This window comes from Akkermansia sp. GGCC_0220 (assembly GCF_017566105.1).
Lineage (GTDB): Bacteria > Verrucomicrobiota > Verrucomicrobiia > Verrucomicrobiales > Akkermansiaceae > Akkermansia > Akkermansia massiliensis.
Genome location: NZ_JABFCI010000013.1, coordinates 37,252 through 63,313, shown reverse-complemented (window position 1 = coordinate 63,313; position 26,062 = coordinate 37,252). Strand labels below are relative to the sequence as shown.

Sequence of the window (26,062 nt, the reverse complement as noted above, 5' to 3'; positions counted from 1 at the left end):
ACGGCCCAGGCGGCGGAAACCGCCCCGCAGCATTCCTATACCATTTACTGGATGATTCTGCTGGGCTCCATGCTTCTGAGCTGGCTGGTCAGCGCGCGCATGAAGAGCCGTTTCAGCGAATATTCCCAGATTCCCATTCCGGTGACGGGGCGGGAAGTGGCGGAACAGATGCTGAAGGACAACCACATCACGGACGTGAAGGTGATTTCCACCCCCGGCCACCTGACGGACCATTACAATCCGGCGGACAAGACCGTCAACCTGAGCGAGTCCGTTTACAATTCCAACAGCATTGCCGCCGCGGCCGTGGCGGCCCATGAAGTGGGGCATGCCGTACAGCACGCCCAGGCCTATCACTGGCTGGGCCTGCGATCCGCGCTGGTTCCCATCGTCCAGTTCTCCTCCAATCTGGTGAGCATCGTGCTGATCATCGGCATTATCCTGCTGGCCATGGGCGGTTCCCCGTGGGTGCTGGGGCTGGGCATCGGCCTGTTTGCCATGACCACCATCTTCGCCTTCATTACGCTTCCGGTGGAGTTTGACGCTTCCGCCAGAGCCCTGAAATGGCTGGACCGTTCCCACCTGATGAATTACTTCGACCACGGAAAGGCCAAGAGCGCCCTGTTCTGGGCGGCCATGACCTACGTGGTGGGCGCGCTTTCCTCCCTGGCCATGCTGCTGTATTACGTGTTCATTTTCCTGAACGCGCGCGGCAGGGAATAATCCCAAGCACGGGCGCAGCGGCATACGGGGTTCCAGCCCATGCGGATAACGAGGCTTTTCAGGCCCTCCCTCCGCAGGAAAACCTCTTTCAGCCTTTTTCCCGAAAGACGGGGAGCACGGAAACGTGCTCCTCTTTTTTAACGCATCAGGCGCGGGCAGCGGTCCCATGCAGGGGTCCGTCTTCCCGCGCCTTCCGCGGCAGGGGTATTCCAGGCGTTTCCGTTCCAGCCTCGTGCCCTATGCTTCTTCCGGGTGTTCCTGTTTCCTCTTTCCGGCTGTCAGGCGGAAGAAGAGGGGAACCAGGAAGATCGCCAGCAGGGTGGCCGTAATGATGCCGCCCAGCACCCCCGTGCCTACGGCGCGCTGCGCGCCCGCCGCCGCCCCGTGGGCGAAGGCCAGCGGAACCACCCCGGCGCCGAACGCCAGGGAGGTCATCAGGATGGGCCTCAGGCGCAGTTTGGCGGCGGCAACGGCAGCTTCCATCACATCCATGCCTTCCCGGTAGAATTCCTTGGCCACTTCCACAATCAGGATGGCATTCTTGGCGGAAAGACCGATGGTCGTAATCAGGCCCACCTTGAAGTAGATGTCGTTGGGCATGTCGCGCAGGAAGACGGCCAGCAGGGCTCCGAGCAGGCCCAGGGGCACCACCAGGATGACCGCCAGCGGAATGGACCAGCTTTCATACAGGGCCGCCAGCACCAGGAAGACGATCAGGATGGACAGGCCGAAGAGCAGCGTGGCCTGGGACCCGGCAAGCTTTTCTTCATAGGACTGTCCCGTCCATTCAAATCCCACGCCCTGCGGCAGGGTGGCGGTAATCTGCTCCAGGGCGTTCATGGCGTCCCCGCTGCTCTTGCCGGGCGCGGAGGAGCCGTTGATGGTGAAGGAGGGGTAGTTGTTGTAGCGCGTGAGCTGCGGGGGGCCGGCCGTCCAGTCCAGCCGGACGAAGGAGGAGAGGGGCAGAAGCTTCCCCTGGTCATTGCGGACATGCAGGTCTTCAATGTCATTGCCGTTCAGGCGGCTTTTTCCGTCCGCCTGCACAATGATGCGGCGCACCTGGCTGTCATGCATGAAGTCCCCCACATAGCTGGACCCGAACATGACTGCCAGCGAATTGCTGATTTCCGTAATGGGCACTCCCATGGAGAAGGCTTTTTCCCGGTCAATGGAGACGTGCAGCCGCGGCGTGTCCGCCTGTCCGGAGAAGTAGACGCCCGTCAGGTTGGGGTCCGCATTGGCGCGGGCCAGGAGTTCGTCCCGGGCTTCCACCATGCGGGCATACCCCAGGCCGCCCTTGTCCTGGAGCCGGAAGTCGAAGCCGGACGTGCTGCCCAGTTCCGGCAGGGACGGCATGTTCAGGGCCATGACCATCATCTGGCGGTCCCCGCCAAAACGGGCGTTGACCCGGTCAATGATCGCCTGGGCGGAGTTGTCCTCTCCGGAACGCTCGTCCCAGTTTTTCAGGCCGACAAACAGCATCGCCATGTTGGTGCCGGTGCCCATGAAGCTGAAGCCGCCCACGGAGTAGGCGTATTCCACCGGTTCATGCTGCATCAGGTAGTCCTCCACCTCCCGCAGCCGGGTGCTGGTTTCCTCCTGCAAGGTGCCGGCAGGCAGGGCAACCATCGCCATGAAGTTGCCCTGGTCTTCTTCCGGAAGGAAGGAGGTGGGAAGCGTGAGGTACAGGTAGCCGGCCCCCGCAATGATGAGCACATACAGGAACAGGGAGCGTACGGGGCGGCGGATGATTCCGGATACGGCATTGCCGTACCGATCCGTGGACCGGTGGATGGTCCTGTTGAACCATCCGAAGAATCCTTTCTTTTCCTGATGCTCCACGGAGGAGGCTTTAAGCATGGCGGCGCACAGAGCCGGAGTCAGGGAAAGGGCCAGAAACGCGGAGAAGGAGATGGATACAATGAGGGTCACGGCAAATTGCCGGTAGATGTTCCCCACCGCTCCGCTGAAAAAGGCCATGGGCACGAACACGGCCACGAGCACGGCGGTGATGCCCACGATGGCGCCTCCGATCTGCTTCATGGCTTTTACCGTAGCGCGCCGGGCGTCCAGCCCCTCCTCCATCATGATGCGTTCCACGTTTTCCACCACCACAATGGCGTCGTCCACCAGAATGCCGATGCTGAGCACCATGGCGAACATGGTGAGCATGTTGATGGAGAACCCGGAGAGCCACATCACCGCAAAGGTGCCCAGCAGGGCAACGGGGACGACGAGCGTGGGAATCAGGGTGGCCCGGAAGTTCTGCAGGAACAGGAACATGACCAGGAACACCAGCAGAATGGCTTCCAGCAGGGTTGAAATGACCTTCTGGATGGAGATTTCCACGAAATGGGTGGTTTCATACGGAATCTGGTAGGTGACGCCGGGCGGGAAGTCCCTGGCCAGCTCATCCATCTTGGCCTTGAGCAGGCCCATGGTTTCCACGGCGTTGGAGCCGGGAGCCATCTTGATAGCCATGCCGGTGGCGGTCTGCCCGTTGCAGCGGGAGAAGAACGCGTAGCTGTTGGAGCCCAGCTCCACCCGCGCCACGTCCCCCAGCTTGACGGAGGAACCGTCTGAAAGCGTTCTCAGCGCAATGGAGGCGAATTCCTCCGGCGTGCGGAAGGCTTCCTCCGCCACCACGCTGGCGTTGATGGGGGCGGATTTGGAAACGGCCGCCCCCCCGATGTCACCGATGATGATGCGCTCGCTCTGGGCGGCCACGGCATTCACGATGTCCGTGGGCGTCAGTCCCAGCGCTTCCAGCTTTTCCGGATCGGGCCAGATGCGCATGGACGTTTCCGCGCCGAAGAGCTCCACGCGCCCGACGCCTTTCACGCGCTTCAATTCAGGGATGATGCGCGCGGAAGCCCATTCCCCCAGTTCCGTATCATTCAGGTTCCCCGTGGAGGAAAGGGAGATCATCGCCTGAATGTTGTTGGAGGATTTTTCCACGAACACTCCTTCCTTCCGGACAGATTCCGGCAGGCGGGATTCCACGATTTTCAGCCTGTTCTGCACTTCCACGGCGGCAATGTCCGGGTCCGTGCCCTGCGTGAACGTGGCGGCGATTTCCACCGCGCCGTCGGAACTGCTGGTGGCGGACATGTACATCAGGCCGGGAGCTCCGTTGATTTCCTTTTCAATCACGGCGGTGACGGCTTCCTCCGTATCCTGGGCGGAGGCGCCCGGATACGTAGTGCGCAGGGTAATGACCGGCGGAGCGATGTCCGGGTACTGGGCAATAGGCAGGCTGGGAATGGCCAGCAGCCCGATCAGGGAAATCAGCAGGGCGACTACCCAGGCAAAAATGGGGCGGCGTATAAAGAAATCAGGCATAACGGGTTATTGCTGGGCGTTGGATTGCGGCTGGGGCGCGGCGCTGCGGACCTTCATGCCGGGCCGGAGGGACATGATGTGGCTGACGGCCACTTTGTCCCCGTCCTTGAGGCCTTCCGAAACCAGCCATTCCCGGCCGTTCAGCGTATCCGCCTTCACGGGGCGCATTTCCAGCACGCCTTCCGGGCCCACGACAAAGACGGAAGCCCCCTGCGCGGTGCGGATGACGGCGTCCCGGGGAATGGCGAACACGTTGTCCCGCACCGCCTTCTCAAATACCACGCGCACATAGGCGCCGGGCAGAAGCTCATAGTCCGGATTGGGGAACTGGGCCCGCATTTCAATGGTGTCCGTATTCGGGTCCACCGCCATGTCGGAAAAGATGATCTTGCCGGAATGGGGGTATTCCTCCCCATTGGAGAGCAGCAGGCGCACCTTGATTTCACCCAGCGGCACTCCCTTCCACAGGCCGGACACCACGGCGCGGCGCAGGCTGCTGTACTGGGAGGCCGGCTGGCAGAAGCGGACATAGATGGGGTCTATCTGCTCAATGGTGGTCAGGTGCGTGAATTCGTTCTGGTTGGCAAATGCCCCTTCCGTCACCAGCGCGCGGCGCACGCGGCCGGAGATGGGCGCTTCCACCCTGGTGTATTCCAGATTCAGGCGGGCCTGCTCCAGAGACGCGGCGGCGGCGGCATATTCCGCCCTGGCCCGGTCTTCCTCCGCCATGGCCTGCTTGTGCTCCCGCACGCTGACGGCGCCCTTGGCCACCAGGGAGGAATAGCGGGCGGCCTTGTCCTCCGCATCCGCCAGCACGGCCTTGGCGCGCGCTACCGTGGCCTTGCATTCGTCCAGCACGGCCTGGAGCGGAGCCGGATCTATCTTGAAGAGAAGGTCGCCCGGGCGGACCGTCTGCCCTTCCTGGTAGCAGCGTTCCTGAATGATTCCCGTCACGCGGGCGCGCACTTCCGCCTGGAGGTACGCCTCCATGCGGCCGGGAAGGTTGGCGGTTACGGGAACCTGGGTGCCGTGCACCGTGAGAACGGCCACTTCCGGCACGATTTCTCCGGGAGAACCGGCGGCCGGATTTTCATCTCCCTGCCGGCAGGAGGAGAGAGCTGCCAAAAGGGTGGTGCAGAGAAGAAGGAGACTAGTTGTTTTCATCAGTAATCATGCTTTATAAGACCTCAAGAAACCCCGGAACCACGCTTCCGACAAGACCGGGGATTTTTCAATTGCCATAAGATGTAAAGTATCCCATAATGGGAGAGTCAAGAGGCAATGAAAAGATTAAGTGGAGCGGCTTTTTATCATTTGTTGTAAGCTGCTGGCAACAAGAATCAAATGAATGACGCGACGATTTCGTCTTCAGGAAGATTTCTCTTGCATGCAGCAGCCGTTTCCGCCGGGCGCGCCTCCGGCGGGAAAAAATCAGTTTCCACGCCAACCGCAATACAGGATGGACAAGCAGAATTTACTAACCATAGGCAATCTGTCCAAACAGACCGGCGTACATATTAAATCACTCCGGTATTACGAGCAGCTGGGGATTCTGCGCCCGGCCCATACGGACCCGGATACAGGCTACCGTTATTACACCCTCTCCCAGATTCCCGTGGTGGACGCCATCCGCGCCTGCACCTTCCTGGACATTCCCCTGAAGGAGTTCACCTCCTTTCTGACCGAGGACCAGCAGAGAATCCATTACAAGAAGCTGATTTCCCACGGCACCATGCTGGCGCACCAGAAAATCAGGGACATTCAGGAGAAACTGCACCTGCTGGAAAAATTCCAGAAGCAGATGGACCGGATGGAAGGCCTCCGGCGCCATGAGGGGCAGACCGTCCACGCCCTGCCGGAAAAATATTGCTGGACGGCCCCCTATGCCGGAAAACAGCACAGCACGGATTACAATGTACTCATCACCAACATGTTTGATGACATTAACCGCAATGAGCTGAGGCTGGGCGCGGAAGCCGGACTCCTTTCCTTCCACCGGAGCTCCGGAACGGAAAGGTTCCTGTATGTGGAGGTGGAAGCGACCAAAAGGGACGCCCGGCAGTTAAAGGAAGTCGTGCGCCTGCCTGCCGCCTCCTTCCTCTGCTCCATCAGGAAGGAAAGCGATATCGGGAAGGCCCCCCTGGTCTTTCCCGAACTTTTTGCGCAGGAGTATGATAAAATCATCATGGAAACGGAATTGTTTTCCGGAGACTACGATGTGGTGCATCCCAAATTCGAACTGAGATGCTCCCTTCCGCCGGAAGGGAAGTGAACCGGGGGATTTTTTCCGGAACAGGCAATGGGTGAAGAGGATGTAAAAAACGCCTTTCGGGAACCGGAGTTCCCCGTCCGCGCCCCTGCCGCCCTGCGGTGCAGCCGGAACGTCCGTTCAGGCCCGCAGGCATGAAGTCTCCGGAAGTTTCATGAAATGGCATTGCATTTCCCCATGCAGCATATAAAATAATGGGGTGGCACATTGCGACACTACACAACCGGACTTGAAGGAAAGCGCCGTCAAGGCTTACAAGGCCATGTTGCTGGCGCGGGCCTTTGACACCAAAATTTCCAGCCTGTATAAAGCGGGCAAAATCACGGGCGGCGTTTACCTGGGCCGCGGGCATGAAGCGATTGCCGCCTGCGGCGGCGTTTTCCTGACCGCCGGGTATGACGTGATCGCCCCGTTCATCCGGGAACAGGCGGCGCGCATCACCTGGGGGGAACCGATCATTGAAGCGGCCCGCTCCTACCTGGGCTCTGCCCTGGGCTATATGAAGGGACGGGACGGGAACGTCCACCGCGGACTGCCGGCGGAAGGCTACATGGCGCCCATCAGCCATCTGGGCAGCACGGTGGCCTTCGTCATCGGCTGCCTTTTTGCCAAGCGGCTGGACGGCAAGCTTCCCGGCCCCGTAGGCGTGGCCTTCTGCGGAGACGGCACCACGTCCACAGGCGCCTTTCACGAAGCCGCCAACATGGCGAACGTGGAACAACTGCCGCTGGTGCTCGTGGTGACCAACAATCAATTCGCCTATTCCACTCCCAATGTCCGTGAATTCGGGGAAGCCTCCCTGGCGGACAGGGGCCGCGGCTACGGCTTCACCGTGCATGAAACGGACGGCACGGACTTCATGGCTACGCTGGAAGCCTTCCGCACCGCCGTCAACAACGCGAGGGAAGGCAGGGGCCCCCAGTGGGTGCTGGCCAAGACCCTGCGCATGTGCGGCCACGGGGAACATGACGACGCCTCCTACATCCCCAGGGAATTGAAGGATGAGTACGACAAAAAAGACCCCGTCACCGTCGCGGAACGGCAACTGCTGGAAGCCGGCTGGCTGACGCCGGAAGAAGTGGCGGACCTGAAAAAGCAGTATGCCGATGAAGTCCAGCTGGCCGTGGCTACCGCGCAGAGGGAACCGGAGCCGGACCCCTTCCGGGAGGACTGGAACGCCACGGTATGGAGACCTTATTAAGCCTGCAAACGGAATATTCCCATGAGCGTAACATACATTGATGCCATTCACGACGCCCAGAAAGACCTGCTTGCGGAAGACAAGGACGTCTTCCTGTACGGACAGGACATAGGCGTTTTCGGCGGCGCTTTCAAAGCGACCAAGGGCCTCAAGGAGCTGTTCCCGGACCGCGTGATTGACGCCCCCATCAGTGAGGACGCCATGGCCGGCATGGTCACCGGAGCCGCCGTCATGGGCAAGAAGCCCATCATGGAAGTCCAGTTTGCCGACTTCAGCACCATCGCTTTCAACCAGATCGTCAACATGGCGGCCACCCATTACTACCGCACGGGCATTCCCGCCAACATCACGGTGCGGCTGCCCTGCGGGGGAACGCCCGGCACGGGTCCCTTCCACAGCCAGAGCCTGGAAGCCCTGTTCGCCCACTATCCGGGCCTGCACGTCATGACCCCGGCCACCGTGGCGGACGCCTACTGGATGCTGCGCCAGGCCGTGGAAGTGCCCGATCCCGTCATCTTCCTGGAACACAAGTTCCTGTACCGCTGGCTGAAGGCGGAGGACAACTACCGGGAAGCCCCGGTGATTCCCTTCGGCATGGCCCGGATCGCCCGCACCGGAAAGCACGCCACCGTAGTGGCGTACAGCGCCATGGTGCCGGAAGCCGTGCGCGCGGCGGACCTGCTGGCGAAGGAGAGCGGTTATGAAGTGGAAGTAGTGGACCTCCGCACGGTGCGCCCGCTGGACATGGACACCGTCATCGCCTCCGTAGCGCGCACTGGCCGCGTCCTGGTCGTCGGGGAAGACTTCCCGTGGGGGGGCGTCACGTCGGAAGTCGTTTCCCGCATCGTGGCGGAAGGCTTCCATCTGCTGGACGCTCCGCCCCAGCGGCTCAACGCCAGGGACACCCCCATCCCCCAGCATCCCAACCTGTGGAAGGCGCACCGCCCTACGCTGGAATCCATCGCCGCCTCCATCCGCCATCTTTTATCCATCTGATTCAACCCAGTTTCCACCATGCCTAAAGTACCCATTCTGATGCCCCAGCTCGGGGATTCCATTGCGGAAGCCACCGTGCTGCGCCTGCTGGCGGCCCCGGGCGACACCGTAGAAGCCGACCAGGAAATCTTTGAGGTAGAGACCAACAAGGCCACCATGGGCGTCACCACCATGTGCGGCGGCGTCCTGAGCGACGTGTTTATCAAGGAAGGGGAATCCATCGTGGTCGGCGCCTGCATGGCCATGATTGACGCCACGGAAGAGGAAATTGAGCGTTCCGGGGCCACCCCGGCCGGTGACTCCACCCAGCCTTCCCTTCCGGCCAGCCCGGAATCCGTGCCCCAGCGCGTCCCGGACGCTTCCGCCCGGGAGGAAAAGCCCGCCGGGGTCCACTTTGGCCTGACGGGGGAATCCTACCAAGAAAACGGCACGGACCTGAAAGTCCAGCCCAGCGTGCGCGGCCTGCCGGTGCCCGCCGGCATGAAAGGCGCGCACTACATGTCCCCCCGGATGAAGGCGCGCATGGATGAACTAGGCATGAGCGCCTCGGACATCGCTTTCATCTCCGGCTCCGGAGCCGGAGGACGGGTCACCATTGACGACCTGGAGGAATTCCTGGAATACGTGAGCCAGTGGCCGCACCGCAAGGCCTCCTCCATGCGGCTGGCCGTGGCGGACGCCATGCGCCGGAGCTGGACGCGCCCCCTGGCCTCCGCCGGGCGCCCCGTGTTCATGGACCCCCTCATCAAGCACAGGCAGCATTCCCCGCTGCGGCCCGGCATCACCTTGTACTTTGCCCGCGCCCTGGCCCTGGCCCTGGCGGAAAGCCCGGAATGCGCCGGCTACCTGGTGGGGGAAAACATCCTTTCCCCCAAGACCATTGACATCGGCATCGCCGCCCAGGTGGCGGACGGAGTGATGGTTCCCGTGCTGCGCCGCGTGAACGAACGGACGATGGAAGAACTGCTGGAAGACTACAACAGGCTGATCGCCCAGGCGCGCCGCCGCAGGCTGGCCCCGGAAGACAGCACGGGCGGCATCGCCACAGTCACCAACTTCGGCGGCTTCGGGCTCACCTTTGCCGCCCCCATGCCCATGCCCAGCGAATCCATCATCCTGGGGGTGGGAGCCGTCACCAAGACCCCGGTCTGGAGCGACGAGGTGGAGGCGTTCATTCCCATCTCCAAGGCCAACATCGTGGCTACGGGGGACCACCGCGTGGTGGACGGCGCGGACATCGGCCGCCTGCTCAAGCGCGTGGCGGAACTGCTTCAGCGCCCGGAATACCTGTAACCCGCTCCGTTCCCGCACGCTTTACGCCGCATGACGACAGACCCACCCGTACTAGGCCTGGTAGCCGGAGACGGCGTCTACCCGGAATACATCGTCCGGGGGGCGCGCCGCCGGACGCCGGAGCTGCGCATCGTGGCCGTGGGCTTCAAGGGGGAGACCAATCCCGCCGTCATTCCCCTGTGCGACGCTTACCAGGAATTCAGCGTGGGCCAGATCAGCAAGCCGTTCTCCTTCCTGAAAAAGCACGGCGTGCGGAACGTCATCATGGCGGGAGGCATCAACCCGAAGAACATTCTCTCCCTCCGTCCGGACCTCCGCGCCCTTTCCGTGCTGATGCGCATGCCGGAGAAAAACGCGGACTCCCTGCTGGGGGCCGTCATCACGGAGGCGGAAAAAGAAGGCTTCACCATCCTCCCCGCCTTCACCTACATGGAAGAGCACATGCCGCAGCCGGGCCACATCGCCGGACCGCGTCCCACGACCGAACAATGGGAGGACGCCGTTTTCGGCATGCAGATGGCCAAGGAAATCAGCCGCCTTCACATCGGGCAGTCCGTCGTCGTGCACGGAGGCACCGTAGTTGCCGTGGAAGCCATTGAAGGCACCAACAACTGCATACGCCGCAGCGGCGAGCTGGGCAACGGCAAACCCGCCACACTGGCAAAAGTGGCGCGCCTGGGGCATGACATGCGCTTCGACATTCCTACGATCGGCCCCGTCACCATTGAGACGTGCGCGGAATGCGGCGTCAGGCAAATCGCCCTGGAAGCGGGCAAAACCATTCTGCTGGAGCGTGACCGGGTGGCGGAACTGTGCAAAAGGCACAAAATCAGCCTGCATGCCATGGACGCTTCCGGGGAGGGCTGCCCTCAACCGGAAAATCCCGCCCAATAAAAATCCCCTCGTCCGGAAACCCGGACAAGGGGAAATCATGCCGCATACGGGATGCAGAATAGAAAACGGCTTATTCAACCGCCGGAATTAAGCGTTTTTGTCCTTGTCCATCATGGACTTGGCCTTGTCACTTACCCCGGAAGCCATATCCTTGACGCCTTCCTTGCTCTTTTCGTAGGCGTCTTTCATTGCCTTCTTGCCTTCTTCCATCTTGCCGGAAGCGGCATCTTTCGAGCATCCACAGCCTTCATGCATATGGTTCATATGATCTTTGGAGTCACACATAATAAATAAATGGTTTGTATTTTAATCGTTTGAGTTAACCGTTTTTCGCAGCGTCGCCAATGGCTTCGGCCTTATCGGCAGCCCTGTCCGCCGCATGGTCCACGGCTTCCTTGCTGTCCTGGTAAGTATCCTTGACGGCTTCCTTGCTCTTTTCGTAGGCGTCCTTCGCCGCTTGCTTGCCTTCCTTCATTTTTTCGGAAGCGGCGTCCTTGGCGGCTTTGGCGCCCTTTTTCATGTGTTCCTTGGCTTCAGCCATGTCCTTGTCACCCTTGGTGCAGGAACCGCTGTTGCAGGCGCTCTGCGCCAGGGCCACTACCGGAACTGCAACGGCTACCGCTGCTATAGCATATATCAATTTTTTCATGACGTTGTTCTATTTGGATTCATTCCAATAGACTCTTTCTTCATGAAAATCTATGAATACAGTCGTGTCATTCTGCGTTCACTCCTGCAAATCAAAAGCCATAAACGCCGCGGAGGCAACGCAGTCCCGGCACGGAACGCAGCCTTCTTTTTTCAGCTCCCTGCAATGGGAATAACCCAGCTTCTCCACAAACCGCCGCTTCAGCTCCTCCCTTGACTGCACGGGCGTGCACAGGAGCGCTCCATACAAGGCGCCGCATACCCCGTCAGGCGCTCTTCCCGTGCCGCACGCGGAGACGGCTTCCAGCAAATCCTCCCTTCCCAGGGCCGCGCAAACGGCCTGGGCGCAATTGTGGCGCCAGGGTTCCGTGCGGAAGGTGGACAGCGCCTTTTCTTCAACGTTCATGCCCCCACTGTAGGCCCGGCCCCCTTCCGGGTCAAGAGCCCCGTCCCGCCTTACCACCTGCAAACTCCGCCGCCGCATTCCGGGTGAGGAAAACATAAGCCCTCCGGAAAACCGCCGGCAGCGGCGTTTACTTCCCGGCAAGCCGGCGGCTGGTCTCCAGGCGCGCGGCCAGCTCCTCAAAGGGGACGGTCCCGTCCAGGCAAAGGCTCACCCAGCTTTTCTTATTCATGTGGTAGGCCGGAAAACGGCTGTGATGGTCCACAAGGCCCTCGATCTCCCCAGGGCGGACCCGCAGATTCAGCACCTCCACCCTTTCCCTGGAACTGCCGCCCAGTTTCAACCGCGGCACAGCCAGAAAAACGGCATACCATTTTTCCGTGTCCTTCCGCCGCACGACAGCGCTTCCCGGCGACTTCCTCCACAGGAATTCCAATTCATCCCCGTAAGCCTCCCAGACGTGCGCGACGAGGCTCCGGGCAGGATCGCCCTTGAAGAAATCAGGTTCAAAGCAGCACTCCGCCACATGCCACAGCTCTTCCTCATATTCCCTGCGGAGCGCCCTCTCCCGCAACCTGTCCGCCTCTCCCTGAGCAAGATGAGGGATACTCTTCCCGTCCGCATCATACATTGCCACACTGACGGAACCGTCCGCGTGTATTTCAAATTCCATACAGAGCTGCCCGTTCAGCAGCTTTGTCCGGTATAGAAAACCATTTTCCCCGCGAACGCAGCCGAAGGGAGGCAATTTTTCCTCACACAACCTCCTGTCCCTGAAAACGCGTTCCACGGCTTTTTCATACCAGCTTTTCCGGGGAATGCGGCGAAAGAACATGAGGAAAAGAAGTTAAAGGAGATGGAAGGATGGAAAACGCCAGCTACGCCCCTGCGGGCGTGCAGAACCCGGCCAAGCCATGATAAATCCGCACGGGAACGGTACAAGGCCAAAATAACCTGCGCCCCATGTCCGGGGCGCCCGCATCGGGAAAAGAGTTTTTACCTCCCCGTCAGCACATACCACACGAACAGGCTGTTATGCTTCACGTACCGCTTGAGCAGCCTGCCCGGCTCCCGGTAAATGCGGTATAGCCATTCCAGGCCGTTTTTCTGCATCCACCGGGGCGCGCGCTTCACCGTTCCGGCATGGAAGGCGAAGGCCGCTCCCACGCCCACATAAACCGCGGGAGGCAGCAGCTCCTTCTGCTCCGCCATCCACCGCTCCTGCTTCGGGCAGCCCAGGCCCACCCACACCACATTGGCCCCGCTTGAGGCAACCGCCTCCCGCATCTCCCTCCGGTCTTCCTCCGTCCAGGAACGGAATGGCGGGGAATGCACGCCGGCCAGATGAAAAGCCGGGTACTTCTCCTTCAATGCGGACGCCAGGGTCTCCAGCGTCCCTTCATCTCCGCCCAGCAAAAAATGGCGCAGACCCGGATACTCCGCATTCGCCCGCACCAGGGCTTCCATCAGGTCCGGCCCGCTCACGCGTTCGGCGCTCCTTTCCCCTGCGGGAAGGCCCCTGTTCAGCTTCCACACCACAGGCATTCCGTCCGGGCAAACCACGTCCATCCGTTCCAGCACGGCCCCATAACCCCGGTCATGAACGCCGAGGGTTATCACGTGCACGTCCGCGGCGGCCACCAGGCACGGGGCCTGCGCTTCCAGGGCACGTTCCGCCAGGGCAGAGCTCATTTCCTCCACGGAGCTGACGGCCACGGAAAAGCCGAACACCTTTCTGGTCTCGCACGGCATCCGCGCGCCGGGCTGGTCAGGATTGTTTGCAGCAGTCATGGCCTGATGGAAATGAAGGGTGAAAATCACGGCAGGGACAGCCTCAGCCCGTCGTAGGCAGGCATGACGTTCTCCGGCAGCTTGCCGGAAAGAATCCCGTAATCCATGTCGTGGGACATATGGGTCAGCACGGCGCGCCTGGGCCGGATGGCGGCAATGGCGGCCAGGGATTCCTTCAGGCACAGGTGCGTGGGGTGCAGATGATAGCGCAGCCCGTCAATAATCAGCAGGTCCACCCCTTTCATCCTTTCCAGGGAAGGCTCCGGAATGCTTTTCACATCCGGCATGTATGCCAGCCGCTGCCCTTCCGCCTCCAGCACATAGGCATAAGTCTCCACCCCGGCATGCATTACGGGAAGAGGCGTCACCAGCACATTCCCTACACGGAACGGCTCCGTCACCTCGTGAGGTTCCGGCCTGACATAGCCGCTCCGGGTCGTTTTGGGTTCAAACGCCCAGCCGTACATGGTCCGCAGGGCCTCCATCGTCTGCGGTGAGGCGTACAGGGGCAGGCCGCCGGACCTGCGCCAGCAGAAGGCGCGCAAATCGTCAAAGCCGCCCACGTGGTCTACATGGGCATGCGTGTACAGCACGGCGTCCACGTCCGTGATGTTTTCCCGCAGGGCCTGCTGACGCAGATCCGGGGAGGAATCCAGCAGAATGCGGGTGCCCGCGGCCTCCACGTAAACTGAAGAACGCAACCGCTTGTTTCTGGGGTCCGGGGACGTGCAGACCGCACAGGAGCAACCTATCTGCGGAACTCCGGTGGACGTTCCAGTGCCCAGAAAGAGAATGTTCATCACAGAGGTCATGATTGCGTTTAGAGCAAATGATGCCATAATGCATTCAAAATCCAAAGCCCGAATGCTTACATTGCTGAAAATTAGAAACCTGGCCCTCGTGGACCAGCTGCTCTGGGAACCCAGCTCCGGTTTCATCTGCATCACGGGGGAAACGGGGGCGGGCAAATCCGTCATCATCGGTGCCATACGCCTGGCGCTGGGGGAACGCGCGGACAAAACGCTTATCCGGTCCGGAGAACAGCAATGCAGCGTGGAAGCCGTGTTCCATCTGCCGGAATCCTCCCCCGTGCACGGCATTCTGAACGAACACGGCGTGCCGCCCTGCGAAGACGGCAACCTGATTATCAAGCGCATTATTTCCTCCACGGCCAACCGCCAGTTCCTGAATGACAGCCCGTGCACCCTGAACCTGCTGCGGGAGGCGGGCGCCTGCCTGGTGGACATGCACGGCCCCAGCGACCACCGCTCCCTGATCTCCCAGGAGAGGCAGCTTTCCCTGCTGGACGCCTTTGGGGAGCACGCCCCCCTGCTGCACGCCTACGCGGACGCGTGGCGGCAATGGCAGGACGCGCGCCGGGCCTATGACGACCTGGAGCATGCGGAAGCGGCCACCGCGCGGGAAATAGAGCTGCTGCGCCACCAAGTGGACGAGATAGACGCCGCCGCCTTTACGCCGGAGGAGGTGCTCACGCTGGAAGAACGCTGGCAGCGCGCCCGCAACGGCACTAGGCTTCAGGAACAGGTTTCCAGAATGCTTGCCATGCTGGAGGAAACGGACGTGCCAGGCCTGGGTTCCCAGTTGAGGGAACTGACCCGGGCGGCGCACGAGCTGGAACGCATGGACGCCTCCACAGCCGCGTGGCTGGCCCCGCTGGCGGAAGTGAATCTGGAGCTTAAGGAAATTGAAGGACGCCTGGCGGATTATTCCTCCGAGCTGGATTGTGATCCCCGGGAGCTCTTCCAACTGGAGGAGCGCATCAACCTGCTGGAATCCCTGAAAATGAAATACGGCCCTTCCTTTGAAGACGTCTGCGCCCGGAGGGAGGAGGCGGCCCACCGCCTGGACCGCATCGAGCACCGCACGGAACGCCTGGAAGAGCTGCGGGCCTCCATGGCCGTTCTGCGCAAGCAGGTGGACGCCGCCGGGCAGGCCCTGACCAAAGCGCGCCTGGCCTCCGCTCCCAGGCTGGCCTCCTCCATCGTCAGGCACTCCCGGGAACTGGGCTTCCGCCAGGCCGTCTTTGAAGTGGGCCTGTCCCCCCTCCAGGAACCCGGTTCCCAGGGAATGGAAACGGTGGAATTCCTGTTCGGCCCCAATCCGGGGGAACCCTCCAAGCCTCTCCGGCTGATTGCCTCCAGCGGGGAGCTGGCGCGCATCATGCTGGCGATTAAAAGCGCCCTGGCGCACAAGGACTCCACTCCCCTGCTGGTATTTGATGAAATAGACGCCAACGTGGGCGGGGAAGTGGCGCGGGCCGTCGGCTTCAAGATGCAGCAGCTCGGGAACAGGCACCAGGTCATCTCCATCACGCACTTTCCGCAGGTGGCGGCCCTGGCCTCCCATCACTACCTGGTCCAGAAGGCTTCCGCGGGCAACCGAACCATCTCCTGCCTGCGGGAGGTGAGCCATGAAGACCGGATAGACGAGCTGGTCCGCATGCTGGGCGGCGGCGGGGACCACGCCCGCACGCTGGCCCAGGCCATGCTGCAGCCCTCCTGAACGGAGGGCGCCAAAAAGGAAGAGGCCGCCTTATTTTTCCAGACGGGGCTTGAAGCCGCGCAGCCGCAGGGAATTGAACACCACGCACAGGGAGCTTAAACTCATGGCCCCGGCGGCAATCATGGGATTCAGCGTAAGGCCGAAGGCCGGATACAGGCACCCGGCGGCCAGCGGAATGCCGATGATGTTGTAAAAGAAGGCCCAGAAGAGGTTCTGCCTGATGATGTGCAGGGTGGTGCGGCCCAGTTGAAGGGCTTCCGCCACGCCCACGGGATTGCTCTTCATCAGCACGATGTCGGAGGACTCCATCGCCAGCTCCGTTCCGGACTTCATGGAGATGCCCACCCGGGCGCAGGCCAGCGCCGGGGCGTCGTTCACGCCGTCCCCCACCATCGCCACCTTGTCCCCGCGTTCCTCCATCTTCATCACATGGGAGGCCTTCTCATCCGGAAGCACGTCGGAAATCACTTCATTAATGTGCAGTTCCCCGGCCATGTGCCGCGCCGTGGCGGCATTGTCCCCCGTCAGCATGACCACGCGCAGGTTCATCCGCTTCAGATAATCCACCGCCGCCCGGCTGTCCGGTTTCAGGGAATCCGCCACCATGATCACTCCCGCAGGGCGGTCTCCCCTCCCTATATACAGCGGGGACGCGCCCTGCCGCATGAACTCCCGGAGGCGGCCTTCCTCCTCCTTCCAGGAGATGCCCTTGTCCTGCATGAAGCCGGGATTGCCCACCGCATAGGGCACGCCGTCCACTACGCCGGAAATGCCGCGGCCCGGCACAACGGACAAATCCGCCACGGCGCGGATGGGGAGTTCCAGCAGCCTGGCGTGTTCATAAACGGCTTTCCCTACCGGATGTTCCGATCCCTGCTCCAAAGCCGCCGCCATTTCCACCAGTTCATCCGCATTCATGCCCGGCTCCGGCAGAACGGCCACCACACGGGGCGCCCCTTCCGTCAGGGTGCCCGTCTTGTCAAAAACGACGGTATCCACGCGGCTCAAAGCCTCCAAAGCTCCGGCGGACTTGCACAGGATGCCCAGCCGCGCGCCCCTGCCCGTCCCTACCATGATGGCGATGGGCGTGGCAAGCCCCAGAACGCAGGGGCAGGAAATCACCAGCACCGCAATCGCCCTGGCAAGGGCGAAGGAAAATCCCTCCCCGGCAGCCAGCCACGCAACCAACGACACCAGGGCAATCGCAATCACCGCAGGGACAAAGAAATAACACACCCGGTCCGCCAGCCGTGCAATCGGAGCCTTGGACTGGCTGGCCTCCTCCACCAGGCGGATCATGCGGGCCAGCGTGGAGTCCCTGCCCACGCGTTCCGCACGTACCTTGAGATACCCGGCCCGGTTGAACGTGCCGCTGATCACCCGGTCTCCCGCCGTCTTGTCCACCGGCATGCTTTCCCCCGTCAGGTCCGATTCATCCAGCGCGGCCTGCCCTTCTTCAATGACGCCGTCCACCGGAATCCTCTGCCCGGTTTTCACCACCACCAGGTCCCCGGAATGAAGTTCATCCAGCGGGACGGCGCGCTCCGCGCCGTCATGCCAAACCAGGGCCTCCTGGGGAACCAGCTTCACCAGCCCTTTCACGGCGGCGTTCGTCTTGCGGTAGGAACGGCGTTCAAGATATTTCCCCAGGGAAATCAGGGTGACGATCATGGCCGCGGATTCAAAATACAGTTCCATTCCGTCCACGTTGGCGCCCTGCCACAGCGCCGCAATCAACAGATACAGCCCGTACAGGAAGGCGGAACCGGAGCCGATGGCGATCAGGGAATCCATATTGGGAGACAGCGCGGCAAGCTGGCGCACGCCGTTGATTAAATAATGCCGGTTCAGCCACAGAATCGCGGCCGCCAGAATGCACTGCGCCCACAAATTCATCCAGAGCCCCCAGCCCCCTCCCGGAACGGGCCAGTGCCACATGGGCCCCATGGACAGATACATCAGAGGCGCCAGCAGCAGAACGGACCAAACGAGGCGGGAGCCTCCCGTTTCCTCCTGCCCCTGGCTTTCCTCCCCATCCGCACCGGAAAACGGTTCCTCCCGCCAGTCCGCCAGGTGGAAGCCGGCTTTCTCCACTACGGACGCAATGCGCCCCCTGGCGGGCGAATCTGGCTTTTCAAACAGAACGGTCATCCGCCCCGTCAGCAAATTCACCTCTACGCGCTCCACCCCCTCCAATCCCTCCACGGCGCGCTCCACCTTGGCAGCACAACCGGCGCAATGCATGCCGGAAACAAGATAGTTCTTTTCTTCCATTGTCGTTAAAACGGAGTGTTTGATTTTCCGGGACCAAAGAAGGCTCCCATGTTGTTAGGTGAAACTAATCCCATCAATCCCGTTTCTCAAGCCGCTTTCGCGGCTTCACCCTTTTCCAATAAAAAATGACAAAAAAACGCCCGCGGCCCCGTAACAGTAACAAACACCTTCATCCCTTCATAATGACCGCTCCCACCCTGTTCCGAGTCCTGGCCTGCACGGCCCTGTTGTCCGCCCCCCTCCATGCCCAGCTTTACACCCTGCACGGGGACGGCGTCAAAAAAACCGAGAGGGTGGTGGAAAAAGCGGATTATTCCGATTACGAACTCGTCTGGCACGACGAGTTCGACAAGGACGGCCGCCCGGACCCCGCCAAGTGGAATTACGAACACGGATTCGTCCGCAACAAGGAGGAACAGTGGTACCAGCCGGAAAACGCCCGGTGCGAGGACGGCATGCTGATTATTGAAGGCAAAAAGGAAAAACACGCCAATCCCCATTATGACCCGGCGGGAAAGAATTGGCAGACGACGCGCAAGGAAGCGGATTACACCTCCGCCTCCCTGACCACGCGCGGCAAGTTTTCCTGGCTGTACGGGCGGTTTGAAATCCGGGCCAGATTCAGCCCGCGGGAGGGCATGTGGCCCGCCTTCTGGACCATGGGCGTCAAGGAAGGATGGCCCATGTGCGGGGAAATAGACATCATGGAGTACTACCAGTCCACCTACCTGGCCAACCTCTGCTGGGCCTCCCCCAAAAAACACGTGGGCAAATGGAGCACTACCTACACGCCGCTCAAATGGCTCCAGGAAAGGCATGCGGACTGGGCGGACAGCTTCCATGTCTTCCGCATGGACTGGGATGAAAAGGAAGTGCGCCTGTATGCGGACGACATCCTGCTGAACAGGACGCCCCTGGACAACACCGTCAACGCCGTTTACAAGGAAGTCGCCAATCCCTTCCGTCAGCCCCATTTCATCATCCTGAACCTGGCCATGGGCGCCACAGGAGGCGATCTGAATAAACTGCCCCTGCCCCAGAAGTATGAAATAGATTACGTCCGCATATACCAGAAGAAGGATTCCCCCCACAAGGGCACCATTCCCTACCGGACAGAGAAGAAAAAGGATGCTCCCGTGGAACTGTCCCGCCTTCAGAAAGCGCTAGACGAATAGGGAACGTGAACGGCCAGGGGCGCATGGAACGGATAGAGCAAAAAGGGAATTCCGGCTTCGCCGTATCCGTAAGGTCCATCCAGTTTCTTTAACCCCTTCCAATTCATATAAAAGTCCCTGCCTTCGGGAACGGGGGCGGCCTGTTACTCGGCAGCCTTCCCCTTGAGCACCAGGAGAATGTGTTCCGCCATGAGGGCGTGCCCTTCCGCATTGGGGTGCACGCCGTCCACCAGCAGGCCGCCCTTGTCCTTCATCACCTTGTTGAGGTCGATCACCCTGGATTTGGTGCTCTTGGCCACCTGCCGGATGAGCGGAATGATTTCCTTTTCAATGCATTCCCTGCTGATCCCCCCTTCCCTGGCCTCCTGGGAGGGGATGGGCAGCAGGCAGTATACCTTCAATTTGGGATTCTGCTTGCGGAATTCCGTAATGATCTCCTTGTAATTGTTTACAAAATCATCCTTGTGGCTCCAATTCACTTTTTTGCTGTCATTGGTGCCCAGGCCTATCAACAGCATGTCAGGCTTGAACGCCAGCGCGTCCTGATAAGCCTTCTCCCGCGTGATGGGGCGGTCCCCCTTGAACAGCAGGCAGCGCGCCGATACGCCGAAGTTTCCTACTTCCGCCTTCCTGTCCAGGGTTTTCGCAATCCGGGATACCCAGCAGTCTTCCTTTTTAACCCCCATCCCGGCGGTGATGCTGTCCCCCAGACAGGCCAGCTTCACTGCGGCGGCACAATCCGCCGGCAGAAAAGCGGCCAGCAGCCCTATCCACAACAAGACAATAAACTTTTTCATGGAGTAAAATATTACAATGAAAATGGCTTACTGGACGCGGCTTCAAATGTAAAGCCCGTACTCCGGCCCGTCTTCTGGTCTTTTTCCGTGCCGTCCCCTCATGAAAAAGCCCCGGCCGGATAAAACCCGGACGGGACTCTTCAAATAACAGGAAAAGGGAACGTTTAATTCACGCGGCCCAGGTAGGAGCCGTCTTCCGTCTTTACGGAAATCTTTTCGCCGGGCTTGATGAAAAGGGGCACCTGCACCACCAGGCCGGTGGTCATCGTGGCGGACTTGTAAACGTTGTTCGCGCTGTCGCCCTTGACGCCTTCCGGAGCTTCCGCCACTTCCATGGTGATGGCGGCGGGGAGTTCCACGGAAACAACCGTCTCATCCGTGAAAAGCAGAATGTAGATGTTGCCTTCCATCAGGTAATCCTTGACGGGTTCCACGATGTCCGGAGACACGGTAATGTCTTCGTACGTATCGGGGTTCATGAAGTGGTAGCCCATGCCGTCAATGTAGCTGAACTCATATTCCTCACGGGCGAGGTTCACGCCTTCCAGGGATTCATTGGAAGTCAGGCGAAGGTTATATACCTTCTTGGTGGAAATGCTGCGGATGCTCATTTGCACGTAGGAGGCCATGCGGGGGGGGCACTTGTGCTCCATGCTGACCACGACGCAAACGTCATTGTTATGATTAACCGCGTGTCCCTTGCGAAGATTGATTACGGGTACTTTTGCCATGCGGCCCGTACCATACCATGTTTTCCCCTCCCGTCAAGCCGAAAAAACGCGCCAAACCCTTGATGCGCTTGGAGAAAACGCCTTTGGCCGGGTGACCGGAAAGGCCGGAAAAACCATCGTTCCTACCGGCTGAGATCCTGCTGGAACAGGACCTTGATGCCGCTGGAATTCAGCACGGTGCGCCCGAAGTTGAGGTCATCCACATGGAGGGCGACCAGGGAGCCCCGCGCCATGCAGGGCATCAGGGGGTACAGGAAGTTGACGTTCATTTCCGCGGCATACAGCACATCCAGGCACTTCTTGAGGTCCGCGGGGCCATGGCGGAGAACCGCCACCAGAACCTCGGACTCCGTGTAGCAGATGCCCTTTTCCAGAAAGATTTCCGACGTTCGTTCCGGATCGCTGACAATCAGGCGCGCAATGGTCGCCTCATGGCAGTCGTGCATGCTGAACCCCAGGCAGAAGATGCCGTGCATGTCCAGCAGGCCGAGGAGGGCGGACAGCGCCCCCACCCGGTTCTGGAGCATGATGGAATATTGCCTTATCGTACTGCCGGGGGCTTTGATGGCTTCTTCCTTCATGACAATAAAGCAAACGGGGTTGAGTTCTATTTAACGTATGTCTTAAGCACGCGCCTGATGATGGCAAGCGCCTGCTGGACTTCCTCTTCACTCACGTTCAGCGGAGGCAGCAGGCGGACGGTTTCCGGCCCGGCGGGAACGGAAAGCAGGCCCTCCTGCCGCAGGGCCTCCACCACCACGGCGGCAACCGTCTTGCCTTCCGGCGCGTCCACCATCTCCGGATTGAGGCCGATGCCCAGCAACAGGCCCAGGCCGCGCACGCCCTGGATCACGGGCAGGTTCCAGGATTCTATTTCCGCGCGGATTTCCGCGCCCAGGCGCCGCGCACGTTCCGGGAGCCCCTGGGAGACGATTTCCCGCAGCACGGCCAAGCCGACCGTGGTGCCGAGCGGATTGCCGCCATACGTGGAGCCATGGGAGCCGGGATCCATGATGGAGGCAAGCTCCGTGCCCTGGTCGTCAATGGCGCGGTCGGAAATCCAGAAGCCGCCGATGGGAAAACCGCCGCCAAGAGCCTTGGCCCAGGAAACGCCGTCCGGCTCCACGTCCGGAGCCACGGCGCGCCATCCCATGATGTCGCCGCAACGGCCAAAGCCGCACTGCACTTCATCCATCAGCAGAAGAAGATCGTGCTCCTTGCACAATTGTGCCAGGCCGCGCAGGAATTCCGGAGTCACGCAGTTGACGCCTCCTTCCCCCTGGATGGTTTCCAGCATGAAGGCTACTGTTTCCGGCCTGATGGCTTCGCGGGCCGTTTCCAGGTCATTGAAAGGCAGATGGCGAAATCCCGGCAGCATGGGGTCAAAGCCTATCTTGATTTTATCCTGCCCCGTGGCGGACATGCTGCCCAGCGTTCTTCCGTGGAAGGATTTGTTGAACGTAAGCACTTCATAACGGGGTTTGCCGTCCGCCTGGGGCTTCCGGTGGCCGTAGCGGCGCGCCACCTTGATCAAGCCGTCATTGGATTCCGCGCCGCTGTTGGAGAAAAAGACCTTCCCCGGACGCTCCACGCATTTGGTCACGATGAATTCCGCCAGATCCGCCTGCTGGGGAATCTGGTACAGGTTGGAGCAGTGCACCAGCGTGGCCGCCTGCTTTTGCAGGGCCTGCGTTACCACGGGATGGCAATGCCCCAGCACGCAGGTGGCAATGCCGGCACAGAAGTCCAGATAGCACTTCCCCGTGCTGTCCCACAGTCGGGAGCCTTCCCCGCGGACGGCAGCCATGGGATAACGGCCATAGGAATGGAGTACGTACCGGTTGAGTTTTTCTTCTGTGTTCATAAGCTAAGGTAATACGCGTGTAGTTTGCGCTTCTGGCCCCGTCTGTAAATGATTTTTTTGGGAGCCACGTCATGATTCTCACATTTTATCCCGGCGGGTAGTCATATCTCTGTTCGGCGGCATTTCATTTTTCTTTTCTTTTATCCTTTTGCCGCCAGAATAAATCTACAACCAGCAGCAATCCATCATGGCACATTTTTTCAATCCCAAAGGTTTTCTGGAGGAATTCAAGGCATTCGCCCTTAAAGGAAACGTCATTGACCTGGCGGTGGCGGTCGTCATCGGCGGCGCGTTCAACAAAATCGTTTCCGTCTTCGTCTCCAGCATCATCACCCCCATCATCGGCTACCTCACCTCCGGCGTGAACCTGGCGTACCTGACCCTGAAACTGGGGGACGTGGAATTGAAATACGGGGAATTGCTTCAGGCGACCATCGACTTCATCATCATCGCCTTCTCCATCTTCGTGGCCATCAAGCTCATCGGCTCACTGAGGCGCAAGAGCGAAGAAACGCCCGCAGCCCCCGCGCCCAAGCCGGATGACGTCGTTCTGCTGGAACAGATCCGGGACATCCTGCAAAAACAGGCGGACGTCAAATAAGGCCGCCAACAGCATTTGTGCCGGTTTCCCGCTGAACCGGCACATTTTTCCTCTTTACTTGTTCCGCCGCGGGCGGGAAAGTGGCAGCATGAATTTCCTCCTGCGCTCCCTTGCCTGTGCCCTGCTGCTTGCGCCGTCCCTGCTTCCGGCGGCGGAGACCCAGCGCTTCGTTCTGGAACGCCCCTACCAGGTGGCGGAAATTCCGGAGCCTGACCGGAACCTCCCTGCCACCAACGTCATCCTGATGATTGGGGACGGCATGGGCATCCATCACCTTTCCGCGGCCTGGGCGGCCAACCGCGGGCGCCTGTTCATTGAAAACTGCCCGGTAACGGGCATCTCCAAAACATGGTGCGCGGACAAGCTGGTGACGGATTCCGCCGCCGCAGGCACCGCCATGGCGACGGGTACCAAGACGCTCTACAAGAGGGTGGCCGTGTGCCCCAGGGGCAACAAGCTGGACTCCCTGGTGGACAAGGCGGCGGACATGGGCAAATCCACCGGCGTGATCGCCACCTGCGAGCTGAACGACGCCACCCCGGCCGCCTTCTGCGCCAATAATGAAAAAAGGTCGGATTCCTACGGCATCATCGGGGATTACCCCCGTTCCCGCGCCGACTTCATTTTCGGCGGCGGCGGCAAGTATTTCACGCAAAGGCCGGACGGGAGGGACATTTTCAAGGAGATGCAGGCGCAGGGCTACCGGATCGCCCGCAGCTGGGAGGAAGCCGCCGCACTGCCGCCCGGAAAAACGCTGGCCGTCACCGCTCCGGGGAATCTTCCCCCGCCCTCCAGGCGGGGAGACGTTCTGCGCCGGGCCACGCTGAAGGCGCTGGATACCCTATCCCGTAATCCCGAGGGATTTTTCCTGATGGTGGAAGGCTCCAACATCGACAAGGCCGCCCACCGCAACAACCTGGAAGAAATGATGGAGGAGCTTCTCGACTTCGACCGGACCGCGGGAGCCGTGCTGGACTGGGCTTCAAAACACCCCGGCACCCTGGTCGTCATCACGGCGGACCATAACACGGGCGCGTTCGCACTCACAGGCGGCAACCGGGAGAAAGGGGAAATAAACGCCCAGTTCGGCTCCGGCAATCACGACGGCATGGCCGTTCCGGTGTACGCCTTCGGCGCGGGAAGCGGCGCGTTCACCGGCATTTACGAAAATACGGACATCTTCCACAAGATCATGAAGGCCTTCAAAAAAGGGACGGTCAAACCCGCACCCGGGCGTTAGAACTTCTGTCAGGCTCCGTTCCGCCCCTGCTCATCCATGTGCCGCGCCACCAGCCCGGCCCCGGCGGTAGCCAGGCCGCCTATCAGGAACACCGCCTGCGGACCGCCCGTATTCATCCAGATCACGCCGCCCAGCACGCCGTAAGTGATGGAAGCCACATGGTTGATGGCCAGCCCGGTGTAAATGCTCGGCGTGATGTCCTCCGGCTTCTCGCAGATGCGGGCCACATAAGTGCTGCGGGCCATGCCCAGGGCGAACAGCAGGTTGTCCAGCACGAAGCAGGCGGTCACCACGCCCACGGCCCAGTGCAGGGGGAGCAGCTCCGGGGCGAAGGCATACGCCAGGCACAGGAGGGACAGCGCAATGCTGTCGAAAATCGTTACCTTCCGTTCCCCATACCGCTTGATGCTCCAGCCGATGAGGGGCTGCGTGACCAGCCCGATGACGCCGGCAATGAGCAGGGTTTTTCCGATGTATCCGGGCGGCTGGCCCAGCGTGCTGACCATCAGCCAGAAGCCGAAGGTCAGATAAAGCTGCTTGCGGATGCCGTGCAGGATTTCCAGCCCGTAATAAACGGCATACCTGCGCTTGAAGACGAAGCACTGCCGCCAGCCGCGCCGCTGCGGAAAGACGGGCGTTTTCACCCGGCTCAGGAACAGGAACGCCAGCAGGCACACGCCGCCCGTAACGAAAAAGTCCACGGCAAAAGACTGGTTGAATTTCCACTTGATCCATACGCACAGCGCGCCCAGCAGCGCGGCCGCCGTCCCCAGCGCCTTCATCTGGCCGAGCCTCAGGCTACGGTTCTCCGGCCTCGCCGTATGGATGACGATGGTATCAATCATGCCCATCAGAATGTGCTGCCCCAGGCTCACCGTCAGAATCCACGCAGACAGCGCCCACAGGCTGGTTCCGGCGCCGCAGAAGGCCAGCGCGTACATGCCGCCGAACATCAGCAGGCACGCCACCCCGGCCATGCGCACCTCATTGAACATGAAAAGCAGGCTGACCACAAAAAGGGACAGGATGCCGGGCAGTTCCCTGGGGAGTTCAATGAACCCGCGCATCTCCACGTCCAGATGCTGGGCGTCACGCAGGAAGTTGCTGAAAATGAGATCATACACGCCGCTTCCGAACTGGCCCAGAAAGAGAGCCAGCAGCACAAAAATCATCGTCTTCCTGATGCGGGGGGAAGCGGCTTCACTCATAGGGCGGGGATACTCTCACAGGTGCACAGGCGGAGCAACCGCTATTTTTATCCGCCGGCCTTTCCCGGCATTTGAAAAAAACAATCGCC

The 26,062-nt window shown here is 60.8% G+C and carries 24 protein-coding genes; 10 read left to right on the top strand and 14 right to left on the bottom strand.

Annotated features, from left to right (window positions below; all coding sequences use genetic code 11):
• Positions 1-51: 51 nt before the first annotated feature.
• Complete coding sequence (locus tag HJW02_RS09815; RefSeq protein ID WP_102722270.1) at positions 52-723, top strand: zinc metallopeptidase; 672 nt, start codon at positions 52-54, stop codon at positions 721-723.
• A gap of 237 nt (positions 724-960) precedes the next feature.
• On the opposite strand, the gene HJW02_RS09810 is transcribed toward HJW02_RS09815, so the two are convergent.
• Together HJW02_RS09810 and HJW02_RS09805 are read right to left on the bottom strand one after the other, a co-directional pair.
• On the bottom strand, positions 961-4,065 hold the full coding sequence (locus HJW02_RS09810) for an efflux RND transporter permease subunit (RefSeq protein WP_022396810.1): 3,105 nt from the start codon (positions 4,063-4,065) through the stop codon (positions 961-963).
• A 6-nt stretch (positions 4,066-4,071) separates the two neighbouring features.
• Entirely contained in the window at positions 4,072-5,229 is a 1,158-nt protein-coding gene (locus HJW02_RS09805; protein WP_022396811.1) for an efflux RND transporter periplasmic adaptor subunit, read from the bottom strand.
• A gap of 295 nt (positions 5,230-5,524) precedes the next feature.
• Between HJW02_RS09805 and HJW02_RS09800 the strand changes: the two genes are divergently transcribed.
• The 5 genes from HJW02_RS09800 to lpxI all read left to right on the top strand — a co-directional run bounded on the left by HJW02_RS09800 (position 5,525) and on the right by lpxI (position 10,718).
• Positions 5,525-6,337: a MerR family transcriptional regulator gene (locus HJW02_RS09800; RefSeq protein ID WP_022396812.1), complete on the top strand. Its 813-nt coding sequence runs from the start codon at positions 5,525-5,527 to the stop codon at positions 6,335-6,337.
• 226 nt (positions 6,338-6,563) lie between these two features.
• Positions 6,564-7,535 carry a thiamine pyrophosphate-dependent dehydrogenase E1 component subunit alpha gene (locus HJW02_RS09795; protein ID WP_240454371.1) on the top strand — a complete coding sequence of 324 codons (972 nt, stop codon included), beginning with the start codon at positions 6,564-6,566 and terminating at the stop codon, positions 7,533-7,535.
• 21 nt (positions 7,536-7,556) lie between these two features.
• The gene (locus HJW02_RS09790) at positions 7,557-8,531 is read left to right on the top strand and encodes a transketolase C-terminal domain-containing protein (protein ID WP_022396814.1); all 975 of its coding nucleotides are present in this window, start codon (positions 7,557-7,559) and stop codon (positions 8,529-8,531) included.
• 18 nt (positions 8,532-8,549) lie between these two features.
• Complete coding sequence (locus HJW02_RS09785) at positions 8,550-9,824, top strand: 2-oxo acid dehydrogenase subunit E2 (protein WP_022396815.1); 1,275 nt, start codon at positions 8,550-8,552, stop codon at positions 9,822-9,824.
• Positions 9,825-9,854: 30 nt separating this feature from the next.
• Entirely contained in the window at positions 9,855-10,718 is an 864-nt protein-coding gene (gene lpxI, locus HJW02_RS09780; RefSeq protein ID WP_102722224.1) for a UDP-2,3-diacylglucosamine diphosphatase LpxI, read from the top strand.
• An 87-nt stretch (positions 10,719-10,805) separates the two neighbouring features.
• Here lpxI and HJW02_RS09775 read toward each other — a convergent pair whose 3' ends face one another.
• The 6 genes from HJW02_RS09775 to HJW02_RS09750 form a co-directional block, all read right to left on the bottom strand.
• Positions 10,806-10,982, bottom strand: coding sequence for a hypothetical protein (locus tag HJW02_RS09775; RefSeq protein WP_156340827.1), 177 nt, complete (start codon positions 10,980-10,982; stop codon positions 10,806-10,808).
• 55 nt (positions 10,983-11,037) lie between these two features.
• The gene (locus tag HJW02_RS09770; protein ID WP_022396819.1) at positions 11,038-11,367 is read right to left on the bottom strand and encodes a hypothetical protein; all 330 of its coding nucleotides are present in this window, start codon (positions 11,365-11,367) and stop codon (positions 11,038-11,040) included.
• A 78-nt stretch (positions 11,368-11,445) separates the two neighbouring features.
• Entirely contained in the window at positions 11,446-11,772 is a 327-nt protein-coding gene (locus tag HJW02_RS09765; protein ID WP_102722223.1) for a hypothetical protein, read from the bottom strand.
• A gap of 127 nt (positions 11,773-11,899) precedes the next feature.
• On the bottom strand, positions 11,900-12,604 hold the full coding sequence (locus HJW02_RS09760; RefSeq protein WP_102722222.1) for an MmcQ/YjbR family DNA-binding protein: 705 nt from the start codon (positions 12,602-12,604) through the stop codon (positions 11,900-11,902).
• 161 nt (positions 12,605-12,765) lie between these two features.
• Entirely contained in the window at positions 12,766-13,560 is a 795-nt protein-coding gene (locus HJW02_RS09755) for a WecB/TagA/CpsF family glycosyltransferase (RefSeq protein ID WP_146018186.1), read from the bottom strand.
• A 26-nt stretch (positions 13,561-13,586) separates the two neighbouring features.
• Positions 13,587-14,372 (bottom strand): MBL fold metallo-hydrolase, encoded by a 786-nt coding sequence (locus tag HJW02_RS09750; protein ID WP_240454370.1) that lies wholly within the window; start codon positions 14,370-14,372, stop codon positions 13,587-13,589.
• Between the two features lie 52 nt (positions 14,373-14,424).
• On the opposite strand from HJW02_RS09750, the gene recN reads away from it, so the two are divergent.
• Positions 14,425-16,083 carry a DNA repair protein RecN gene (gene recN, locus HJW02_RS09745; protein ID WP_102722220.1) on the top strand — a complete coding sequence of 553 codons (1,659 nt, stop codon included), beginning with the start codon at positions 14,425-14,427 and terminating at the stop codon, positions 16,081-16,083.
• A 30-nt stretch (positions 16,084-16,113) separates the two neighbouring features.
• On the opposite strand, the gene HJW02_RS09740 is transcribed toward recN, so the two are convergent.
• Positions 16,114-18,357, bottom strand: a complete 2,244-nt coding sequence (locus HJW02_RS09740; protein WP_102722219.1) for a heavy metal translocating P-type ATPase — start codon at positions 18,355-18,357, stop codon at positions 16,114-16,116.
• A gap of 182 nt (positions 18,358-18,539) precedes the next feature.
• On the opposite strand from HJW02_RS09740, the gene HJW02_RS09735 reads away from it, so the two are divergent.
• Positions 18,540-19,532 (top strand): glycoside hydrolase family 16 protein, encoded by a 993-nt coding sequence (locus tag HJW02_RS09735; protein ID WP_102722218.1) that lies wholly within the window; start codon positions 18,540-18,542, stop codon positions 19,530-19,532.
• A 143-nt stretch (positions 19,533-19,675) separates the two neighbouring features.
• On the opposite strand, the gene HJW02_RS09730 is transcribed toward HJW02_RS09735, so the two are convergent.
• The 4 genes from HJW02_RS09730 to HJW02_RS09715 form a co-directional block, all read right to left on the bottom strand.
• Entirely contained in the window at positions 19,676-20,329 is a 654-nt protein-coding gene (locus tag HJW02_RS09730; protein ID WP_102722217.1) for a GDSL-type esterase/lipase family protein, read from the bottom strand.
• 164 nt (positions 20,330-20,493) lie between these two features.
• Entirely contained in the window at positions 20,494-21,060 is a 567-nt protein-coding gene (efp, locus tag HJW02_RS09725; RefSeq protein WP_022396830.1) for an elongation factor P, read from the bottom strand.
• A 122-nt stretch (positions 21,061-21,182) separates the two neighbouring features.
• Entirely contained in the window at positions 21,183-21,641 is a 459-nt protein-coding gene (locus HJW02_RS09720) for an amino acid-binding ACT (RefSeq protein ID WP_022396831.1), read from the bottom strand.
• Between the two features lie 26 nt (positions 21,642-21,667).
• On the bottom strand, positions 21,668-22,924 hold the full coding sequence (locus HJW02_RS09715) for an acetylornithine transaminase (RefSeq protein WP_022396832.1): 1,257 nt from the start codon (positions 22,922-22,924) through the stop codon (positions 21,668-21,670).
• 187 nt (positions 22,925-23,111) lie between these two features.
• Between HJW02_RS09715 and mscL the strand changes: the two genes are divergently transcribed.
• Positions 23,112-23,525: a large-conductance mechanosensitive channel protein MscL gene (gene mscL, locus HJW02_RS09710; RefSeq protein WP_022396833.1), complete on the top strand. Its 414-nt coding sequence runs from the start codon at positions 23,112-23,114 to the stop codon at positions 23,523-23,525.
• An 88-nt stretch (positions 23,526-23,613) separates the two neighbouring features.
• Complete coding sequence (locus HJW02_RS09705; RefSeq protein WP_022396834.1) at positions 23,614-24,765, top strand: alkaline phosphatase; 1,152 nt, start codon at positions 23,614-23,616, stop codon at positions 24,763-24,765.
• 8 nt (positions 24,766-24,773) lie between these two features.
• Here the strand turns inward: HJW02_RS09705 and HJW02_RS09700 are convergent, their stop codons facing one another.
• Complete coding sequence (locus tag HJW02_RS09700) at positions 24,774-25,973, bottom strand: MFS transporter (protein ID WP_102722216.1); 1,200 nt, start codon at positions 25,971-25,973, stop codon at positions 24,774-24,776.
• Positions 25,974-26,062: the final 89 nt, after the last annotated feature.

Bases quoted from the DNA above. Each gene is read 5' to 3' on its own strand.
- HJW02_RS09815 (WP_102722270.1), top strand. From the start codon at position 52: ATGATTCTGCTGGGCTCCATGCTTCTGAGCTGGCTGGTCAGCGCGCGC.
- HJW02_RS09810 (WP_022396810.1), bottom strand. From the start codon at position 4,065: ATGCCTGATTTCTTTATACGCCGCCCCATTTTTGCCTGGGTAGTCGCC.
- HJW02_RS09805 (WP_022396811.1), bottom strand. From the start codon at position 5,229: ATGAAAACAACTAGTCTCCTTCTTCTCTGCACCACCCTTTTGGCAGCT.
- HJW02_RS09800 (WP_022396812.1), top strand. From the start codon at position 5,525: ATGGACAAGCAGAATTTACTAACCATAGGCAATCTGTCCAAACAGACC.
- HJW02_RS09790 (WP_022396814.1), top strand. From the start codon at position 7,557: ATGAGCGTAACATACATTGATGCCATTCACGACGCCCAGAAAGACCTG.
- HJW02_RS09785 (WP_022396815.1), top strand. From the start codon at position 8,550: ATGCCTAAAGTACCCATTCTGATGCCCCAGCTCGGGGATTCCATTGCG.
- lpxI (WP_102722224.1), top strand. From the start codon at position 9,855: ATGACGACAGACCCACCCGTACTAGGCCTGGTAGCCGGAGACGGCGTC.
- HJW02_RS09775 (WP_156340827.1), bottom strand. From the start codon at position 10,982: ATGAACCATATGCATGAAGGCTGTGGATGCTCGAAAGATGCCGCTTCC.
- HJW02_RS09770 (WP_022396819.1), bottom strand. From the start codon at position 11,367: ATGAAAAAATTGATATATGCTATAGCAGCGGTAGCCGTTGCAGTTCCG.
- HJW02_RS09765 (WP_102722223.1), bottom strand. From the start codon at position 11,772: ATGAACGTTGAAGAAAAGGCGCTGTCCACCTTCCGCACGGAACCCTGG.
- HJW02_RS09760 (WP_102722222.1), bottom strand. From the start codon at position 12,604: ATGTTCTTTCGCCGCATTCCCCGGAAAAGCTGGTATGAAAAAGCCGTG.
- HJW02_RS09755 (WP_146018186.1), bottom strand. From the start codon at position 13,560: ATGACTGCTGCAAACAATCCTGACCAGCCCGGCGCGCGGATGCCGTGC.
- HJW02_RS09750 (WP_240454370.1), bottom strand. From the start codon at position 14,372: ATGACCTCTGTGATGAACATTCTCTTTCTGGGCACTGGAACGTCCACC.
- recN (WP_102722220.1), top strand. From the start codon at position 14,425: ATGCTTACATTGCTGAAAATTAGAAACCTGGCCCTCGTGGACCAGCTG.
- HJW02_RS09740 (WP_102722219.1), bottom strand. From the start codon at position 18,357: ATGGAAGAAAAGAACTATCTTGTTTCCGGCATGCATTGCGCCGGTTGT.
- HJW02_RS09735 (WP_102722218.1), top strand. From the start codon at position 18,540: ATGACCGCTCCCACCCTGTTCCGAGTCCTGGCCTGCACGGCCCTGTTG.
- HJW02_RS09730 (WP_102722217.1), bottom strand. From the start codon at position 20,329: ATGAAAAAGTTTATTGTCTTGTTGTGGATAGGGCTGCTGGCCGCTTTT.
- efp (WP_022396830.1), bottom strand. From the start codon at position 21,060: ATGGCAAAAGTACCCGTAATCAATCTTCGCAAGGGACACGCGGTTAAT.
- HJW02_RS09720 (WP_022396831.1), bottom strand. From the start codon at position 21,641: ATGAAGGAAGAAGCCATCAAAGCCCCCGGCAGTACGATAAGGCAATAT.
- HJW02_RS09715 (WP_022396832.1), bottom strand. From the start codon at position 22,924: ATGAACACAGAAGAAAAACTCAACCGGTACGTACTCCATTCCTATGGC.
- mscL (WP_022396833.1), top strand. From the start codon at position 23,112: ATGGCACATTTTTTCAATCCCAAAGGTTTTCTGGAGGAATTCAAGGCA.
- HJW02_RS09705 (WP_022396834.1), top strand. From the start codon at position 23,614: ATGAATTTCCTCCTGCGCTCCCTTGCCTGTGCCCTGCTGCTTGCGCCG.
- HJW02_RS09700 (WP_102722216.1), bottom strand. From the start codon at position 25,973: ATGAGTGAAGCCGCTTCCCCCCGCATCAGGAAGACGATGATTTTTGTG.